The sequence below is a fragment of the Flavicella sediminum genome (assembly GCF_006381105.1).
Taxonomy (GTDB): Bacteria; Bacteroidota; Bacteroidia; order Flavobacteriales; family Flavobacteriaceae; genus Flavicella; species Flavicella sediminum.
Map to the genome: position 1 here is coordinate 147,156 of NZ_VDET01000008.1, position 15,756 is coordinate 162,911.

The following is a 15,756-nucleotide window of genomic DNA, read 5'->3' on the forward strand; positions in this document are numbered from 1 at the left end:
ACAATGATTTTATTTTGGTGTTGTATCAAAATAAAATCATTGTTTTACATCTTGGTTTTTTATTTCAAATGAAACTGGTATTTCAACCCAGCCATAATTTGAAAACCTTGTACTTCAAAATTTGAAAAACGTTGGTAGTTTTGATTGAATAGATTGCTCACTTCCATAAAAGCGCTCCATTTTGAACTAAACTGATAATGTGCATTGATATTCAAATCGGCATAGGCTTTTAAAAATTGTGGTATGCTAGAACCATCGGAATTCATTAATACATCTTTACGTTTTCCAACAATGTAAAGCTCCGACCCAAAGCGCCATTTTTGAAAACTAAAATCTCCGAAAATAGTGGTGTTGAATTTTGCTAAATTCCAAGCTTCTTGCTCTAGTTCTGTATCGTACGATTTGATATGCGCATTCGCGCCAATAGTTAGATTGTCAAATAATTCTGTAGAAATTTCTCCAAAGAAATCTAAAGTTTTGATATTGTCATAAACTACATCAAATGAATTTCCGTAGTTGTAACCTTGGTCTTGAACGTCAGTTCCATCTGATAAATTTTGGTTTAAACGAAACAAAGTCTTGTTGTCTTCGTTGCTATAAGTAGCTTTTACATTGTAATTTATTCTTGAGGATAATTTTCCTTTTAAACCTGTGTAAACAGTATAGGTGTTATCAGTGGGTTTAAGGTCTAATGATGGTGATACATATGGGTTTAAGGTCGACAAGTTACGGTAGGTGTTTTGTTGTAGGCCACCGTTGATTCCTGCATATACATTAAAAAGTTCATCAACAACTACATAATCAACTTTTAGGTCGGGGTAGACTTTAAACAATGAAGTCTTGTTTTCTAAATCCGAAGTGTAATTTATTTTTGCGCCAATAGAGAAAAATAAATTTTCCTTTTGAATTGGGTAATAAGCTCCAGATTTTAAGCTTAACAAACCATAGTTAATGTTCTCGGTAGCCTCATAGTTTTGTTTGAATTCACCATTTAAAATTTCTACCGAAACATCGGCTAAAATTTTATTTTTCTTTAGTGGAAATTCAAATTGAGGCTTTAATATTAACTGCATTTCATCACTATCAAACTTGTCAGAAAATGTATGTACTTCGGCCTGAATGTTTTTAAGCTTTCCTTTTTTAAAAGCCAATTCAGCTGCTAGAGACAAGTCGTTATAAACTTGCTGCTCTTCAATAGCATCAATCACAGAGCTAAAGTCGGTTGCCATTGGCAAGCCATACCAATTGTATACATTTCTACTGTAGTTTACACTTCCTTTCCAGGTATGGTGGCGTTGCTTATTTTTATAATCTAAGGCAATATTTGTGTTGAGGTACTTGTCGTTTAGCGCCACGTTTTTGATACCACCGTTAGAGGCCTTGTTGTATAATAAAAAGTCAAACTCATGTACCCTATTTTTTTTCGTTAAAAAAGCTTCTACCAAAGGAGTTCCATAATTACCATATCCGATTCTTACAAAATTTAGATAGTTTATCTTTTTTTTAGGCTGAATAGCGGTTTTATACGAGCCTACGTTGGGTGTAAAAATAGAGGGCACTTGTGTTTCATTGATAGAATAAGTTTGTGCTTTTTTTTGCGTATCCTTGGTGTCAATTGTCGGATTGTCTTTACTTTTAAAAGCATCTGAAATTGTTGGCGTGTATGAGGTAACGACATTTATTACTTCTGTGGCAATGGTGTCTTTTTCTTGTTGCGCAAAAGTAGTTGCCGTTAGGCAAAGCAAGAAAACCAATAAAATTTGTTTTTTTAGTATCATATTATTTTTAGAAATCAGTGCTTTCATTTTCAGTTTTTGTTGTATTTCTTTTGGTAATCTCTTCTAGTATAGTTTGTGCTTCTAATTTTAAATCTTCAAACTGACCGTAGTTTTTAATTATGTTTTCTAAAATAAAAGTTGCTTGAAAGGCATCCTTTAAACCATCGTTATTTTTGGCCATTAACAATAAACCTTTTACGCCCCAGTATTTGTGTGACGCATAATCGGCCGCCAGTATTTGAACGGTTTTGTTAGAAGCTTCATAGTCTTTGTCAAGATTTTTAAAATACGCATCGTAGTATAAGGCTTCCGCTTTTAAGGCTCCTTTTGCAATTTTAGAAACTTCTTCATAAGCAGTTTTTGCTTTTTCCAATTGTGCTGTTTTAATAGCAGATCTGGCAATAAATATATAGGCATCAGATTTTACTTGATCTTCTACTTTTTTATTTTCTAGTACTTTTTCAGCATAAAGAACGGTGTTTTCAAAGTCTTGTTTTTCATACATTCCCTTCATCAAATTGCTTTGTGCAAAAACAATATTTTGAGGGAAATTAGCTTCCAGTTCCAATCTTTTTAAAATAGGAATTGCTTGTTCCCAATTATTTTTTTCTAAATAAATTTGTGCCAATCTCGATAAGGCTTGTTCTGTAAATTCACTGGCGTTTTGTGAAATAACAAATTGATATTGTTCTGCTGCTTTTTCAGTGTTTTTAGTTGAGAAATATGCTTGAGCACTATAAAAATTGGCTTTTAATGCATGTATCCCTTCAGGAAAGTTGATCAAATATTTTTTAAAGCTTGAAATGGCTTGGGTTAAATTGTTGGCCAAAAACTTTTTCTCTGCGGCCTCATACATGGTGTTGTCTAAATCAATGTCAGAAACACTGGTATAATTGATACTTCTAATCCATTCAGCATATTCATCTACTTTGTCAATATCTACATATACCTGACGCGCATTTTTAACAGCCTGAGACGCTTCTTTTGATTTAGGGTATGTACTGACAATAGATTTGTATTTGGCTATGGATTTATCTGGGTTGTTTTCGTTGTAATAGATAAGTCCCTGTTTTAGCAAGGCATTGGGTATGTATACACTTTTTTTGTGGGTGTCAATTAATTTTTGAAAAGTACTGATTGCATTTGAACTTTGTCTTTCTCGGATATAGGCATTTCCTAATTCAAACAAGGCATCGTCTTTATAAGTAGATTTTGGATGGTTTTTTGAAAAAGGTTTTAAGGTTTCAATTTTTTTGGTATTTCGACTGACAAAACCATAACTAATGGCTTTTTGGTATTGCGCATAGTCGGCATCAATAGCGTTGGCTTCTATCACTTTATTATAGGCTGTCATGGCGTTCCAATAACTTTTTCCGATAAAATGGCAATCGCCTAAACGCACATAACTATCGTAAAATTTCACCTTGTCTTTGGGTTTTGTTTTAATGAAGTTTTCAAAATATCCTTTGGCTCTATCGTAGTCTTTTAATTTAAAATAACTGTAGCCAATAGAGTAATTACTGTTTTTATACTCTTCGGTGTTTTTGGCATAAGCATTGGTTGAAAATCTTTTAAAATCAAGTAGGGCTTGTTTAAAATTATACATTCTGTAATAAGTTTCTGCTTGCCAATACAAAGCTCTAGCCTGAACTTTTTTGTCAAAAACCTGGTTGCTAGAAGTTTTAAAATGTGCTAAAGCTTCTTGGTAATCGGAATTTTGAAACAATTGAATTCCTCTATACAAGGATGTTTTTTGGTAGTTGCTATCTTTTGATAAATGTCTTTTTTGATAATAGGCCAATGCACCTTTGTAATCTTTAGAGCTGATAAAAGATTGCACGATTAATTTATTAATTTCACGTGCCTTGGCATTGTTTGGGTATTGCTGAATATAACTCATTAAAACCTCTGAGGTGTTTTTGTAAGGGTTTCCAATGTCGTAACTCAATTTGGCATAATTGTACCAAGCATCTTCTTTTATGTCTTGGTCGTAATTCAATTCCGAACAATTTTTAAATGCATTTAAGGCTTCACTCTTTTTATCCATTTTTAAATACGAGTCGGCTAAATGATAATAGGCATTTTGAGCAACGGCATCTTTTCCTTTGGCAATTCTACTAAAGGTAAGTACGGCGTTTGGAAAATCATTTTCTTTATAATACGCATTCCCTAAAAAATAATGATCGTTGGTAGACAGTCGGTTTTTCTTTCCTTTGTAGTTTTTTAAATGTGGAATGGCTTTTTTGAAATCATTCAAATAAAAATAACTTTCTCCAACAATTTTAGAAATTTCAGAAATCTGTCTTCTCGAAACAATTTTCAATAAATCTTCACCTGTTTCAACTACTTGCGTATACTTTTTTTGTTTGAAGTTGATGTTCATTAAGTAATAGGCCAAGTCGTTTTTATAACGGGCATTGTTTTCAATTTTCTTAAAATATTCTTGAGCCGTGCTGTAGTCTTCTTGTAAATAGGCAATGTACCCGTAGTAATAATTGGCTTCATCCGCATATATTTCAGAGCGGGTAAGGGGCAATAAATATTGTTTTGCTTCGGTGTATTTTTTGTTTGAAAACAACGCATAGCCCATTTTAAAATTATAATCGGCCTCTTGCTTATTTGTCATAAATTTAGGCGATGCTTTTTGAAACCATTTTAAGGAGGCGGCGGGTTTACCGTTGGCGTAGTAATGATTTCCAACTTCTAGATAGGCTTCATTTTTTCGATTGCTTGTAGGATAGTTTTGTACAAATTGTGTCATTAAGGCATCTCCTCCTTTTTCGTTTAATTTAATAGCCGTTAGTGCGTAGTAATAATTGCAATCTTCACGGTATTCCGAATTGACATCCATCGTATGGAAGGCTTTTTCAAAATGTTGATTTGCGGCTTTGAAAGCTTCATTTTTATAAAAATCAACCGCTTTAAAATAAGCCATTTTGGCCAATTCATTGTGTTCAGATTTTTGAGCAATTGCAGGGGAGCTAACCGAAATAAGTAAAAGTGAAAAAACGTATGTAAAGTACTTCATTTAATAAGGTGTTTGATATCCAAAAATAAATAATTATCTCCTAGTAAAACGTTCAAATTTTTTTTTTATTGAACAAGTTGTTAAATTCACAATTGCGCTTTAACATCAGGTTTTAGAAATTGTTTTACTGTGCATTGAATAACAAGAACCGTGCTAGAATGATTTGGAACAACAGTTGTTAGTTCGCCTTGAAATTGATAAGTTTGTAAGACTAAAATTTATCCATGGAAAATTCAATTCTCAAATTAGAAAATGTAAGTATCTTTCAAGAAAGTACTTTGGTATTGTCTGAAGTAAATTTAGATATTAAGAAAGGTGAGTTTTTGTATTTGATAGGGAAAACGGGAAGTGGAAAAAGTAGCTTGATGAAAACGCTGTATGGCGATTTGAAATTGAAGGAAGGAAACGGGGAAATTGTAAGCTTCGATTTAAAAAAATTAAAGGAGCGTCAAATCCCTTACTTAAGAAGAAAAATAGGAATTGTTTTTCAAGATTTTAAATTATTAAACGACCGAACGGTTTTTGAAAACTTAAAATTTGTTTTAAAAGCTACAGGTTGGAAAAATTCAAAAGAAATTGCGGCTAAAATTGAAGAAGTTTTGAAAAAGGTAGGCATGGAAACCAAATATTTTAAAATGCCTTTTCAACTTTCAGGGGGTGAACAACAACGAATTGCTATTGCGCGTGCTTTGTTGAATGATCCAGATTTAATTTTAGCGGATGAACCTACGGGGAATTTAGATCCGAAAACCTCTATTGAAGTTATGGAACTGTTAGGTGAAATTCACCGAAGTGGAAAATCTATTTTAATGGCAACACATGATTATGCGTTGATTTTAAAATTCCAACAACGAACTTTAAAATGTGAAGGTGGCGAATTGTTTGAGGTGGTACAACAACAGCATCAAACTATTTAAGTAAAGCAATTATTTTTTTAGCACTTTCTAGAGGGTCAAATTTTTTGAGCAGTTCTTTTCTTTGTTCAAATTCCTGATTTGTATATTCTTGGGCTAGTAGTTTAGTGATTTGCGCTCTGAACTCTTCTAAAGTATTGGCTTTGTAACAACAGTTTTCTAATCCGGTATCATCAATTATTTCATTATTTGCTACGATAAATTTACCTTGGGTTAGTATGTTTAACAAACGTAATTTTATGCCTGTTTTTTGATAAGAAACAAGGGGGTGTACATGTGCCGATTGCAACAATTGATTCATATGTTCATTGTCTTTTACTCTTTCATACCTAATGTTTGGATGTTCCATCAGTTTGCTTAAAAGCTCATCGCTAATAGAACTGCTTGCTACCACCAACGGACTTTTAAGCTTCTTAAAAACTTGAATCATAAAAAGTAAGGCTTTCTGATTGTCGGAAACACGCAAGTCGCCATGCCATAAAGCAAATTTTTCTGAGGTGCTTTTGATTAATTGTTCGTTATGATTGAAAAAAACAGGTGTGTAAATAGCTTTATTTCCAAACTTATTTTTAAAATATTCATGTTCAAAAAGAGAAATGGTTAAAATATAATTGGCTTTTTTTAAGATACGCTCATATCTCGAAAGCTTTTTAGCTTCGGTTTCAAAAAACACTTTTTTTCTTTTGCTACTTTCACTTTTTGCCAAGCCAGAATAGTAATCGTGTTCAATATTATGTGTTCTTACAAGTGTAATTCTATTCTTTAAGAGGTTGGTTGTGAGCGGGAAAGTAGTATGAAGTCCTTCAAACAAAATTGGGAAATGGTCCTTTCGTAGGCGATTTAATAAATTTTCAGAGCTTCTGGTTTTTACAATAAAAGGCTTTCGTGAAAGGATGTTTTTTAAGGAATTGTTTCTTTTGTAATAATGTACTTCCTTGCAATATTTGTTTAATTCCTCTTGTTCGCCTCTACCGTATTCATAGGTATGTAAAATTATTTGTATTCCTAAAGCCTGCAAGCTTTTTAGTTTGTAAAAAACATCAATTACACCGCCATAGTTAGGGGGGTAAGGAACGTCAAACGATACGATGTGAAGTGTGGTTAGCATTTTTTTTGGTACGGTAATTATAAAGATACTTATTTGTGCAAAGAAGTGAGTAGTTCAGTCCATTTTTTTGCAATTATATTTGGCTTTAAATGAGCCACACTGCTTTTTGCATTTTTTTTACAATGGAGGTACAACTCTTTGTCGTCTATAAATCGATTAAAGGCATTGGCTAATTTTGTAACATTGTAGTTTTCAACTAAGAGACCGTTGTGCTCATGACAAATAATTTCATTTGGCCCAGATTTACAATCAACCGACACAACGGGAGTGCCAACGGCTAATGCTTCAATTAAAACTCGAGGAAAACCCTCATACCTACTTGTTAAAACTTGAAATAAGGCAGATTTTAAATAGGGGGTAACATGAGGTGTGTATGGAATTAATTCGACATGTGTATCAAGCGAGAGTTCTGTTGTTTTAGACTTTACTAAATGCAAATCAGGTCCATCACCTAAAATTTTAAGTCGGATGTTTTTTTGAGCTAAATTAGAAGCCTTGTAGGCATCGAGTAATAGCGATAGGTTTTTTACAGATTCTTGAATGCGACCAAGGTACAAGATGTATTTCTCTGCAGACTTTTCTGTTTTTGGAAGATCTGTAGAAATGCCTTCTTCAGAAATTGGGTTGTAAATATATTTGTTTTTTGAACTTGGAAATTTTGTGTTTATTTTTTCTGAAATGGCTTTTGAAACACTAACAATGGCTTCCGACTTGTTGATCATGGCTTTTGTTAGCAATTTGCTGGGTGGAAAATATTCCGACAAATTGTAACTATGTACCACATAAATGACCTTGTTAGCTTTGTATAAATAATGCAAATAGAGAAATTCTTTTACATTAGAACTTCTGGTTCTGCTGTCTAGGATACAATCAAATTGTTCTTTTTGTAAATATTTTTTAAATCGTGAAAATCTTTGGGGCAATGAATTATTCTTTTGTGCATACAAACAAAATAAATTACCAGAATATTCATAATCTATATGCTGGGTCAGACAAACAATATGTACTTCAAATCCCTCTTGGTAAAGTAATGTAGAAAGTAAAGCTGTGCATCGTTCAGCACCTCCATTTGCTAGTGAAATAGTGACAAGACATATTTTTTTTCTAGTAGACTTAGGTGTGTGACTCATATGGTTTTTACAGCTGTCAATTTTTTGTAAAGATAAAATTAATTAAAGTATCGCCTTAACAGATTTTTAAACTTGTTTAGCACAAGGTATATGGGTTTAGGAGCAGCTAATAAGATTCGTTGTATAAGGTGTAGGTTTTTCGAATTAATTTTTTTAGAAAGCTTTAAAAATTGTTCTTGTTCGTTATTTACTTTGCAAAGTGCAGCAAGTGAGTATCGATTGATATCTAATACTTTTCTAAAGGCTTTATCATTTAAAAACTGATCGTCATAATCTTCAAAAAAATAATGATTTTCAATTTTAAAGCTGGAGGTTGTCAAACTGTTTTTAGTTTTTCGAATACAAACGGAAGGGGTATTGTGAAAAATAACCGGATATTTTAACCCGATTCGGAACCAATATTCAATGTCTTCGTAATTGGAATATTTAGGGTTAAATCCACCAACTGTAATGGGCACATTTTTATGGATAGCAATTGTTGAAGGATGAAGAATAGAGCTGATGCTACTTCCTTCAAAATAATTTAATTTTTGAATTTTTTTATTGGATGTTGTGAATTGGAAACTGCGTAAATTTTTCCCTTTCCCTTCTGTGTATGCTGTAGAAAAGATATGTTCCTTCGGATATTTGTCTATGAGTTTTTTTAAATCTTGTAAATGATAAGGCATCCAAACATCATCACCATCTAAAAACACAAGGTAATTTGAGTTTGCTTTTTCAATACCAAAATTTCTAGCCTTAGAAACACCGTTGTTTTTGGTGCTAAATACGCTAATATTGGGGTGTTCAAATTGAGAAACTATGTCTAAAGATTTGTCTGTAGAGCCATCGTTAACAAGAACAATTTCATAATCAGAATAGCTTTGTTGTTTGATGCTGTTTAGCGTGTCTAAAATATAGTCCTCTTTATTGTAAACGGTAACAATAACTGAAAAAAAGCTCATTTGGTTCTTTAAGGGATCAAGTTATGTGCGCAATTTACAAATTCAGCTACAATTTTAGCGAGATATAAAATTTAATTAGTCGAACAACTAAGCGCGTTGTTTTTAAAACTTAAATCGGAATCTATGGTTTCTAAAATATCTATATCAAAAGAAATATCAATCGGGTATTGAATGCTAAATACTTCTTCAGAGGATACTGCCGTCATAAATTGAAAAAGCTGTTTTTTTGATAAAATAGTTTCAGAAAAAGATTGATTGATTAAGGTGTTGAAAAATTGAATTTTAAGGGGAAAGCCTAAATCGATACAGCTTATTGCACGATCTTCTAAGGGAATGGCGTCGCAGCGTTTTTTTAGTTCAGCTAAATCTGTTGTGTTGTTGAGTACAACTTCTGTGTAATCATACAAAGTAACTGTAATTGGGTAATTTAGAACTAAGGTGTCTGTATCCGTAGGCAATTGATTGAAAATGTTTTCGATTAAAATATAGTCGGCTTCAGTAGCAATAGTTAGTGAAATGTTATTTGCCAAAACTGTAATCGGAAGTTGTACCAAAGCACAAGAATTGGCATCTATAATATCATCAAGGCTTCCATCCAACATACTTGTGCGTTTATACAAGTTGGTGGTTTCGCTATTTTTTGTATTCGTGTTTACAGAAATTTCTTCAGAGAATTCTGTATTTTGTTGACAAGCGAAACAACTAAAAATAAGGAAGTATATGATGTTTTTCATAAGAGTTGTCTTTAGATAGATGCTTTATTTATAGGAATAAAGGATTGCATTTGTTGAAATGCAATCCTTAGTGTTGCTAAGCCTTATTTTGAAATCAAATTTACTGAATTATTTGGATTTCGGGTAGGTGTAACTTTTTAGCGAAACAACCATTGGTTGAATTTTCGGGGTAGGAGTTTAAAATCGGAAACCGATGGAAACTTGTAATAAATCGTTGTAATAATTTAGCTCTCCATTATTTTCTTGTAAATCGTAATTGTATCTGGCGCTAATTGTAAAACCTTCAAGGGTTTTAAAACCAATTCCTGCGTTGGCACTCCAGTTAAATAAATCAGGATTGTAATCTCTTTCATTGTTGACAATAAAAGATTCTGTTTCTTCTTTATGCGAAATTACATATCCAATTTGTGGGCCAATTTCAAAGAAAAATGTTTCTGCAGGGTAAATTTTAAATAAAACAGGTAAGTTGATATAATCCAAACGTTGTTTTATTTTAAAGCTGTCGTTTTCAAAAGTATGCCCAATTCTAGAAAATAACAATTCAGGCTGAATAGAAACATGATCACTAATATACGATTCTGAATAAACTCCTACATGGAAACCTGATTTTCTATCAGATTCATTGTCGTCAGCATTTCTTAAAAGAGTGAAGTTGTAACCTCCTTTTATTCCTGCTTCAGCATTTTTTTTGGAATGGGTTGTGGCTTCTTGAGCTGTGGCAACAAAACCAATACAAAGGGCAATATAAACGAAAAGAGTTTTCATAATTTATGGGTTTAAAGGGTTTGTATATTTTTTAAGATAAGGATTGCATTCTGTTGAATGCAATCCTAGTTTGTTTTTATTATTTATTACTTGCCGTCAAATTTACAGCTATATTTAGGTTTACATTGGCATTTACATTCAAATTAGTTAAATCTATATTGGTTATAGATTCAGCAATTAATACCGAACTAAATTCTAATTCTCCGTCATTATCTTCATCTGTATAAGAAGCAAAATGCAATTCATATTCTCCTGACTCAATAAAATTAAGACTGTAATTTCCTGTAAAGTCACTTACAAAACTACTACTTACTGCATTGGCAAATAAAACATTACTTTGCCCTTGTCCCTGAGTTTCAGTAGCCGCATTAAAAGTTCCTTTTTCATAAGCATATACAATAATTTTTTCTGAAGAATCGTCCATATCATTCGCGTTACCTTCAATTTCTGCAGTATCGTCTTCGTTTACAATTCTAATGCTTTCTCTCATTTCGGCAGTAGATACAAACTTAAATTCACTGTCGTTGTCTGATACTATGGCTTTTCTAACATCAAAATCTAACACAATATTATTGGTAGTGTTGGCAAACACTTCAAAAGAATCCTTAATCTGAATAGAAGATTGTGTGTTTTGCAAAGCTGTTTTTGTGCGGTCTTTTAATTCTACAAAACATCCTGGGCTATTTCCTGAAGCATCTGTTTCATAATCTAACACCAAATTGATATTAGAATAGGTACCCGCTTGTAATTCTAAATTCCCTAACAATTCGGTTACCCCATTTTGGTATTGTAATAGGTCAATGGTTGTTTTTGAAAAACCTTCAATAGAAACTCCGTCAATTTGAACATCAGCTACGGTAACAATTACTCCTTTTACATTGGTATTGTCTGTTGGCGCATCTGTCATATGGAAATTTGTTTTGTTGGCTTCTCCTGTTCTTTCCATTCCTTCGTTTTCAGCACATGCTGTAAATAAAGTTACGGAAGCGGCTAATAAAATTGTTTTGAATACGTTTTTAGTTTTCATAATAGAAATTGTTTTAAATGTTGAATTAATTTTTGTGTCTGTGTTATGTATTGTTTTCATAATGGTAAATTTTAGTGTTTATTAATTTTGCTTACATCAACTAGACAACGCAAGATTTCTTTACCCTACCGATTTTTTATTTTTTTTTGAAATTAAAAGGAAGATTGCATGGTTTTTCCTGTTTTTATAAGGGCTTAGACGATGCAATAAAATTTTAATTATTTTTCAATTTTTAGAAAACCTAGAAAAAATGAGTACATTTGGCGCTTATGGAAGAATCAGTTTTTGACAATTTATGTGAAGAAAAGCAGTTTGATGCTTTTTATAAGAAGCAGGTCAACCATGCCTTTCGTTTTATTGTCGCAAAAAATAAGGATAAGGATGAAGCCTTTGATGTGGTTCAAGAAGCCTTTATAAAGATTTGGGAAAATTGCAACAAATTTGACTTGAGCAAAGCCAAGGCCTATTTATTGTCTACCGCTCGAAATATTTTTTACAATATGAAAAAGCACGAAAAAGTAGTTCGTGCTTATGAACAAGCGGCACCAGATGATCTGTATACTAGTAATGACACTCCAGAAGGTGCTTTGCAAGAAAAAGAGTTCAAGCAAAAGTTGGAAGAAACCATTAATAAGTTACCCGATATTCAAAAGGAAGTTTTTTTATTGAATAGAATGGAAGGAAAAAAATACAGAGAAATTGCCGAGCTGTTAGATATATCTGTAAAAGCGGTAGAAAAAAGAATGAGCAAAGCCTTATTGACCTTACGTTCTGAAATGGAAGGTTTAGAGAATATTTAATTTTTGTTAGGGAGAATTTGAAGTCAGTTGTCTATTTATTATGAAAAACGAGAAAGAAATATTAAAATGGTTAAATGGTGACATGTCACCTGAAGAACTTGCCGATTTTTCTAAAACGGAAGATTTTAGCAACTATGCTCAAATTGCGTCTGAATCTGAAAAATTGAACTATCCCTCCGTCGATCCAAATGTTGCCTTAAAAGATTTTAAAGCACGTGTTGCAGGAAGGAAGAAAAAGGAAACGAAAGTAATTTCTTTAAAGAATTCTATTTTTTATAAAGTAGCGGCTTCTGTGGTTATTTTGTTAGGAATTAGTTATTTCTTTTACAGCATGCAAAAGGAAACTTTGACAACCACTTTTGGTGAAAACAAAACGGTTTTATTAGCAGATGATTCTAGAGTAGTGCTAAACGCAGTTTCAAGTATCGCCTTCAAAAAACGAAATTTTGAAAGTTCTAGAGAATTGACTTTACAAGGAGAAGCCTTTTTTGAAGTTACTAAAAAAGGAAAGTTTGAAGTGCAAACTTCCTTAGGTGTAGTTAATGTATTGGGAACAAAATTCAATGTAAAATCCAGAGAGAATTATTTTGAAGTTTTCTGTTATGAAGGGAAAGTTTCTGTGGCGATTAATAAACAAACGGTTATTTTAACTCCAGGAAAAGGAGTGGTGTTACAGCCTGATGGGCGTTTAAAAGAAGTTGAGGATGCTTCACAAGTAGATCCAAAATGGTTGCATGCAGAAAGTGTATTTACCGAAGTGCCTTTTTCAGAGGTTTTGGCCGAATTTGAACGTCAATATAAGCTAACCATTAGCGCAAAAAATATAGATGTATCCGTATTGTATTCAGGTGGATTTAGTCACAAAAACAAAGAAGCAGCCATTCAATCCATTAGCTTACCTTTAGGATTGAATTACCGAATTGAAAATGACAAAATTGAATTGTATAAATAAACGTTTTTGGCTTTTTATACTTGTGTTTGCTGTTTTTGTAAACACGCTTCAAGCACAAGAGACTTTGGCTTTAAAAAATGTTTTATCCAGTTTTGAACAAAAATTCAATGTAAAATTTTCCTATGTAAATAGTGCTCTAACAAATTTAGAATTGGAAGGCGAAGTACCCGATGTTTCAAATTTAGAAGAAGCATTGACTTATTTACAAAGTATTTCAATATTAAAAGTAGTTCCTATAGATGCTCGGTTTATTTCCATTGCGTTAAAAGTTGAAAAACTGAAAATTTGTGGTCGAGTTGTAGACGAAAATCAAGAGTCAGTCCCTTATGTTTCTATCGTTGTTCTGGGTACAAAAACTGGTACAACAACGAATGAGCAAGGGGAATTTTATTTTGAGGATTTACAAGTGTTGGATACTGTTCAGTTTCGTTTTTTAGGCTTTCAAACCTTGGTGAAAAACGGAAACTATTTTTTTTCAAATCAAGAAAAAAAGGGTGCTTGTTTTAATGTGCAATTGGAACCTTCCTATGAAGAAATAAATGAAATAGTACTGAGCCAATATATTAGCAATAGTATTTCCAAATTAAAGGATGGAACTTTTGTACTGAATACAGATAAATTCAACATACTTTCCGGACAAGTAGATCCTGATTTATTACAAACTTCTTTATTGTTTTCTGGAATAGAAAGTGTCAATGAGTCTGTTGCAGATATCAATGTTCGCGGAGGAGCCAATGATCAAAATGTTGTTTATTGGGATCAAATTCGCTTGTATCATGCCTCTCATTTTTTTGGGTTAATTTCTGCTGTCAATCCTTATTTAACATCTAAAATTTCAATAGTAAAAGATGGGACCAGTGCAAAGTTTAACAACGGAGTTTCCAGTTCTATATTTTTAGAAACAGCCACTGAGATTTCTGAAAAAGTACTTGGAGGAGTAGGAATGAATTTTTTAGCTGCCGATGTGTTTGCGAAAATTCCAGTAACTAAAAATTTTGAAATCAATACCTCGTATCGAAAATCCAATACCGATTGGTTTGTTTCTCCTACCTACGAATCGTATTTTAAAAAGACCTTTCAAAACAATGATATAGGTGAAAATATGTCCCAGACTTCTTTTAATTTTCACGACATTAATTTAAGTGCTTTGCTGAAAATAAAAGAAAAGCATCATTTAAAAGCAAACTACATCAAGGTACATAACGATTTGTCTTTTGTAGAAAATAGGGCAAATGCTTTACAAGATGCCCTGCAACAAAATACGGATGCGGTTGGACTTTGGTACCGTTTTCAGCAAACTGAAAATTTAGAAACGCAGGTGCAATTGTACCACAGTGCTTATTCATTATTTTCAAAAAATTATCAAAACAACCAAGAACAAATTTTACTTCAGCAAAATAAAGTAGAAGAAAATACTTTGAAAGTAAGCGAGAAAATAACATTTTCTCCAAGCGTATTTGCTGAGTTTGGTTATCAGTTAAATCAGACACAGGTATTAAATTTTGCAAACATCGACAATCCACTGTATACGAGAAGGCAAAATGGCGCTATGACAAATCATGCCCTATTTGCTGAAGGGAATTTTAAAAAAAATCGTTTTTTTGTACGAGCCGGATTGCGAGCTAATTATTTTCAACAATTAAAAGAAGCTACTTTAGAGCCAAGGCTGAATGTAAATTATGCCGTCAACCATGGATTGGATTTTAGTCTTCGTTTTGAAAAAAAATCGCAATATACTTCTCAGGTAGTTGAGTTTTTAGATGATTTTTTAGGAGTGGAAAACAGACGTTGGTTGGTGGCTGATGAAAATATTCCTATTGTGACCAGTGCACAAACTTCGTTAGGCGTACACTATAAAAAAAACAAGCACTTGTTTGATGTCACTATTTTTTACAAAAAATTGCAGGATTTATTAATATCTGGACAAGGGTTTAAAAATCAAATTTACGACAATCGTATAACGGGAAGTCAGCGTGGAACGGGCTTGGAGTTTTTGTACAATCGTAAATTAGAAAAATCTAATTTTTGGTTGTCGTATACCTATAGCCATTACAAATTAGACTTTAAAGAAATTTCAGCTACATCTTTCTTGGCAAATACACACACACCACATTCGGTAACGCTGGGAGCAAACGTTGAGTTGTTAAAAAATATAGATACGTCTATCAGTGCTTTGTTGCGTTCAGGAACTCCGTATTCAAAACCTGTGGAAGGCAATGAAACCAAAAAAGAGGGAAACACGCCGTTGGTTAATTATGGTGATTTAAATGTATTTCAACAAAAAATGTATAGTAGGGTAGATGCTTCTTTAAGTTATGCTTTTTACAAGTCGGATGCCTATAAAGGAAGTTTGAAAGTAGGAATTCAAAACCTTTTCAATCAAAAAAACACCATCAATACCTATTATATTTTAGATGAGGAAGATACTTCTAAAACAAAAAAAATAGCGCTGTACTCCTTAGGCTTTACACCAAATATATCTTTGCGTATGTTTTTTTAGAGAATTGTATTAGTGAATTAGAGTTAGGTTCTGTATTTACGCCTTAAAAAATATAACCTTGTAAACAGGGTGTTTA

At 32.6% G+C, this 15,756-nt stretch carries 12 protein-coding genes; 4 read left to right on the forward strand and 8 right to left on the reverse strand.

Translation table 11 applies throughout. The features are described 5' to 3' along the window. Positions 1-59 precede the first annotated feature (59 nt). Positions 60-1,805, reverse strand: coding sequence for a TonB-dependent receptor (locus FGM02_RS10715; protein ID WP_139958376.1), 1,746 nt, complete (start codon positions 1,803-1,805; stop codon positions 60-62). Continuing rightward, positions 1,786-4,806, reverse strand: a complete 3,021-nt coding sequence (locus tag FGM02_RS10720; protein ID WP_139958377.1) for a tetratricopeptide repeat protein — start codon at positions 4,804-4,806, stop codon at positions 1,786-1,788. Before FGM02_RS10720 ends, FGM02_RS10715 begins: the two co-directional genes overlap by 20 nt. 224 nt (positions 4,807-5,030) lie before the next feature. Here FGM02_RS10720 and FGM02_RS10725 point away from each other — a divergent pair, with 224 nt between their 5' ends. Continuing rightward, on the forward strand, positions 5,031-5,723 hold the full coding sequence (locus FGM02_RS10725; protein ID WP_139958378.1) for a cell division ATP-binding protein FtsE: 693 nt from the start codon (positions 5,031-5,033) through the stop codon (positions 5,721-5,723). Here the strand turns inward: FGM02_RS10725 and FGM02_RS10730 are convergent. The 6 genes from FGM02_RS10730 to FGM02_RS10755 all read right to left on the reverse strand — a co-directional run bounded on the left by FGM02_RS10730 (position 5,716) and on the right by FGM02_RS10755 (position 11,488). Beyond that, positions 5,716-6,828, reverse strand: coding sequence for a glycosyltransferase family 1 protein (locus tag FGM02_RS10730; RefSeq protein ID WP_139958379.1), 1,113 nt, complete (start codon positions 6,826-6,828; stop codon positions 5,716-5,718). The two genes, FGM02_RS10725 and FGM02_RS10730, sit on opposite strands and share 8 nt — an antisense overlap. Before the next feature lie 29 nt (positions 6,829-6,857). Further along, positions 6,858-7,958: a glycosyltransferase gene (locus tag FGM02_RS10735; protein ID WP_139958380.1), complete on the reverse strand. Its 1,101-nt coding sequence runs from the start codon at positions 7,956-7,958 to the stop codon at positions 6,858-6,860. A gap of 38 nt (positions 7,959-7,996) precedes the next feature. Beyond that, a complete protein-coding gene (locus FGM02_RS10740; RefSeq protein ID WP_139958381.1) occupies positions 7,997-8,902 on the reverse strand; it encodes a glycosyltransferase family 2 protein in 906 nt (301 codons plus the stop codon). Positions 8,903-8,973: 71 nt separating this feature from the next. Further along, positions 8,974-9,636 (reverse strand): hypothetical protein, encoded by a 663-nt coding sequence (locus FGM02_RS10745; protein WP_139958382.1) that lies wholly within the window; start codon positions 9,634-9,636, stop codon positions 8,974-8,976. 177 nt (positions 9,637-9,813) lie between these two features. Further along, complete coding sequence (locus FGM02_RS10750) at positions 9,814-10,401, reverse strand: porin family protein (RefSeq protein ID WP_139958383.1); 588 nt, start codon at positions 10,399-10,401, stop codon at positions 9,814-9,816. 79 nt (positions 10,402-10,480) lie between these two features. Continuing rightward, entirely contained in the window at positions 10,481-11,488 is a 1,008-nt protein-coding gene (locus FGM02_RS10755; RefSeq protein WP_139958384.1) for a DUF4382 domain-containing protein, read from the reverse strand. Between the two features lie 209 nt (positions 11,489-11,697). On the opposite strand from FGM02_RS10755, the gene FGM02_RS10760 reads away from it, so the two are divergent. The 3 genes from FGM02_RS10760 to FGM02_RS10770 are packed head-to-tail and all read left to right on the forward strand — an operon-like array spanning position 11,698 to position 15,680. Then, positions 11,698-12,228, forward strand: a complete 531-nt coding sequence (locus FGM02_RS10760) for an RNA polymerase sigma factor (protein ID WP_139958385.1) — start codon at positions 11,698-11,700, stop codon at positions 12,226-12,228. 40 nt (positions 12,229-12,268) lie between these two features. Continuing rightward, positions 12,269-13,180, forward strand: coding sequence for a FecR family protein (locus FGM02_RS10765; RefSeq protein ID WP_139958386.1), 912 nt, complete (start codon positions 12,269-12,271; stop codon positions 13,178-13,180). Continuing rightward, positions 13,164-15,680: a carboxypeptidase-like regulatory domain-containing protein gene (locus FGM02_RS10770; RefSeq protein ID WP_166461167.1), complete on the forward strand. Its 2,517-nt coding sequence runs from the start codon at positions 13,164-13,166 to the stop codon at positions 15,678-15,680. The genes FGM02_RS10765 and FGM02_RS10770 overlap by 17 nt, the downstream gene beginning before the upstream one ends. Positions 15,681-15,756: the final 76 nt, after the last annotated feature.

Bases quoted from the DNA above. Each gene is read 5' to 3' on its own strand.
- FGM02_RS10715 (WP_139958376.1), bottom strand. From the start codon at position 1,805: ATGAAAGCACTGATTTCTAAAAATAATATGATACTAAAAAAACAAATT.
- FGM02_RS10720 (WP_139958377.1), bottom strand. From the start codon at position 4,806: ATGAAGTACTTTACATACGTTTTTTCACTTTTACTTATTTCGGTTAGC.
- FGM02_RS10725 (WP_139958378.1), top strand. From the start codon at position 5,031: ATGGAAAATTCAATTCTCAAATTAGAAAATGTAAGTATCTTTCAAGAA.
- FGM02_RS10730 (WP_139958379.1), bottom strand. From the start codon at position 6,828: ATGCTAACCACACTTCACATCGTATCGTTTGACGTTCCTTACCCCCCT.
- FGM02_RS10735 (WP_139958380.1), bottom strand. From the start codon at position 7,958: ATGAGTCACACACCTAAGTCTACTAGAAAAAAAATATGTCTTGTCACT.
- FGM02_RS10740 (WP_139958381.1), bottom strand. From the start codon at position 8,902: ATGAGCTTTTTTTCAGTTATTGTTACCGTTTACAATAAAGAGGACTAT.
- FGM02_RS10745 (WP_139958382.1), bottom strand. From the start codon at position 9,636: ATGAAAAACATCATATACTTCCTTATTTTTAGTTGTTTCGCTTGTCAA.
- FGM02_RS10750 (WP_139958383.1), bottom strand. From the start codon at position 10,401: ATGAAAACTCTTTTCGTTTATATTGCCCTTTGTATTGGTTTTGTTGCC.
- FGM02_RS10755 (WP_139958384.1), bottom strand. From the start codon at position 11,488: ATGAAAACAATACATAACACAGACACAAAAATTAATTCAACATTTAAA.
- FGM02_RS10760 (WP_139958385.1), top strand. From the start codon at position 11,698: ATGGAAGAATCAGTTTTTGACAATTTATGTGAAGAAAAGCAGTTTGAT.
- FGM02_RS10765 (WP_139958386.1), top strand. From the start codon at position 12,269: ATGAAAAACGAGAAAGAAATATTAAAATGGTTAAATGGTGACATGTCA.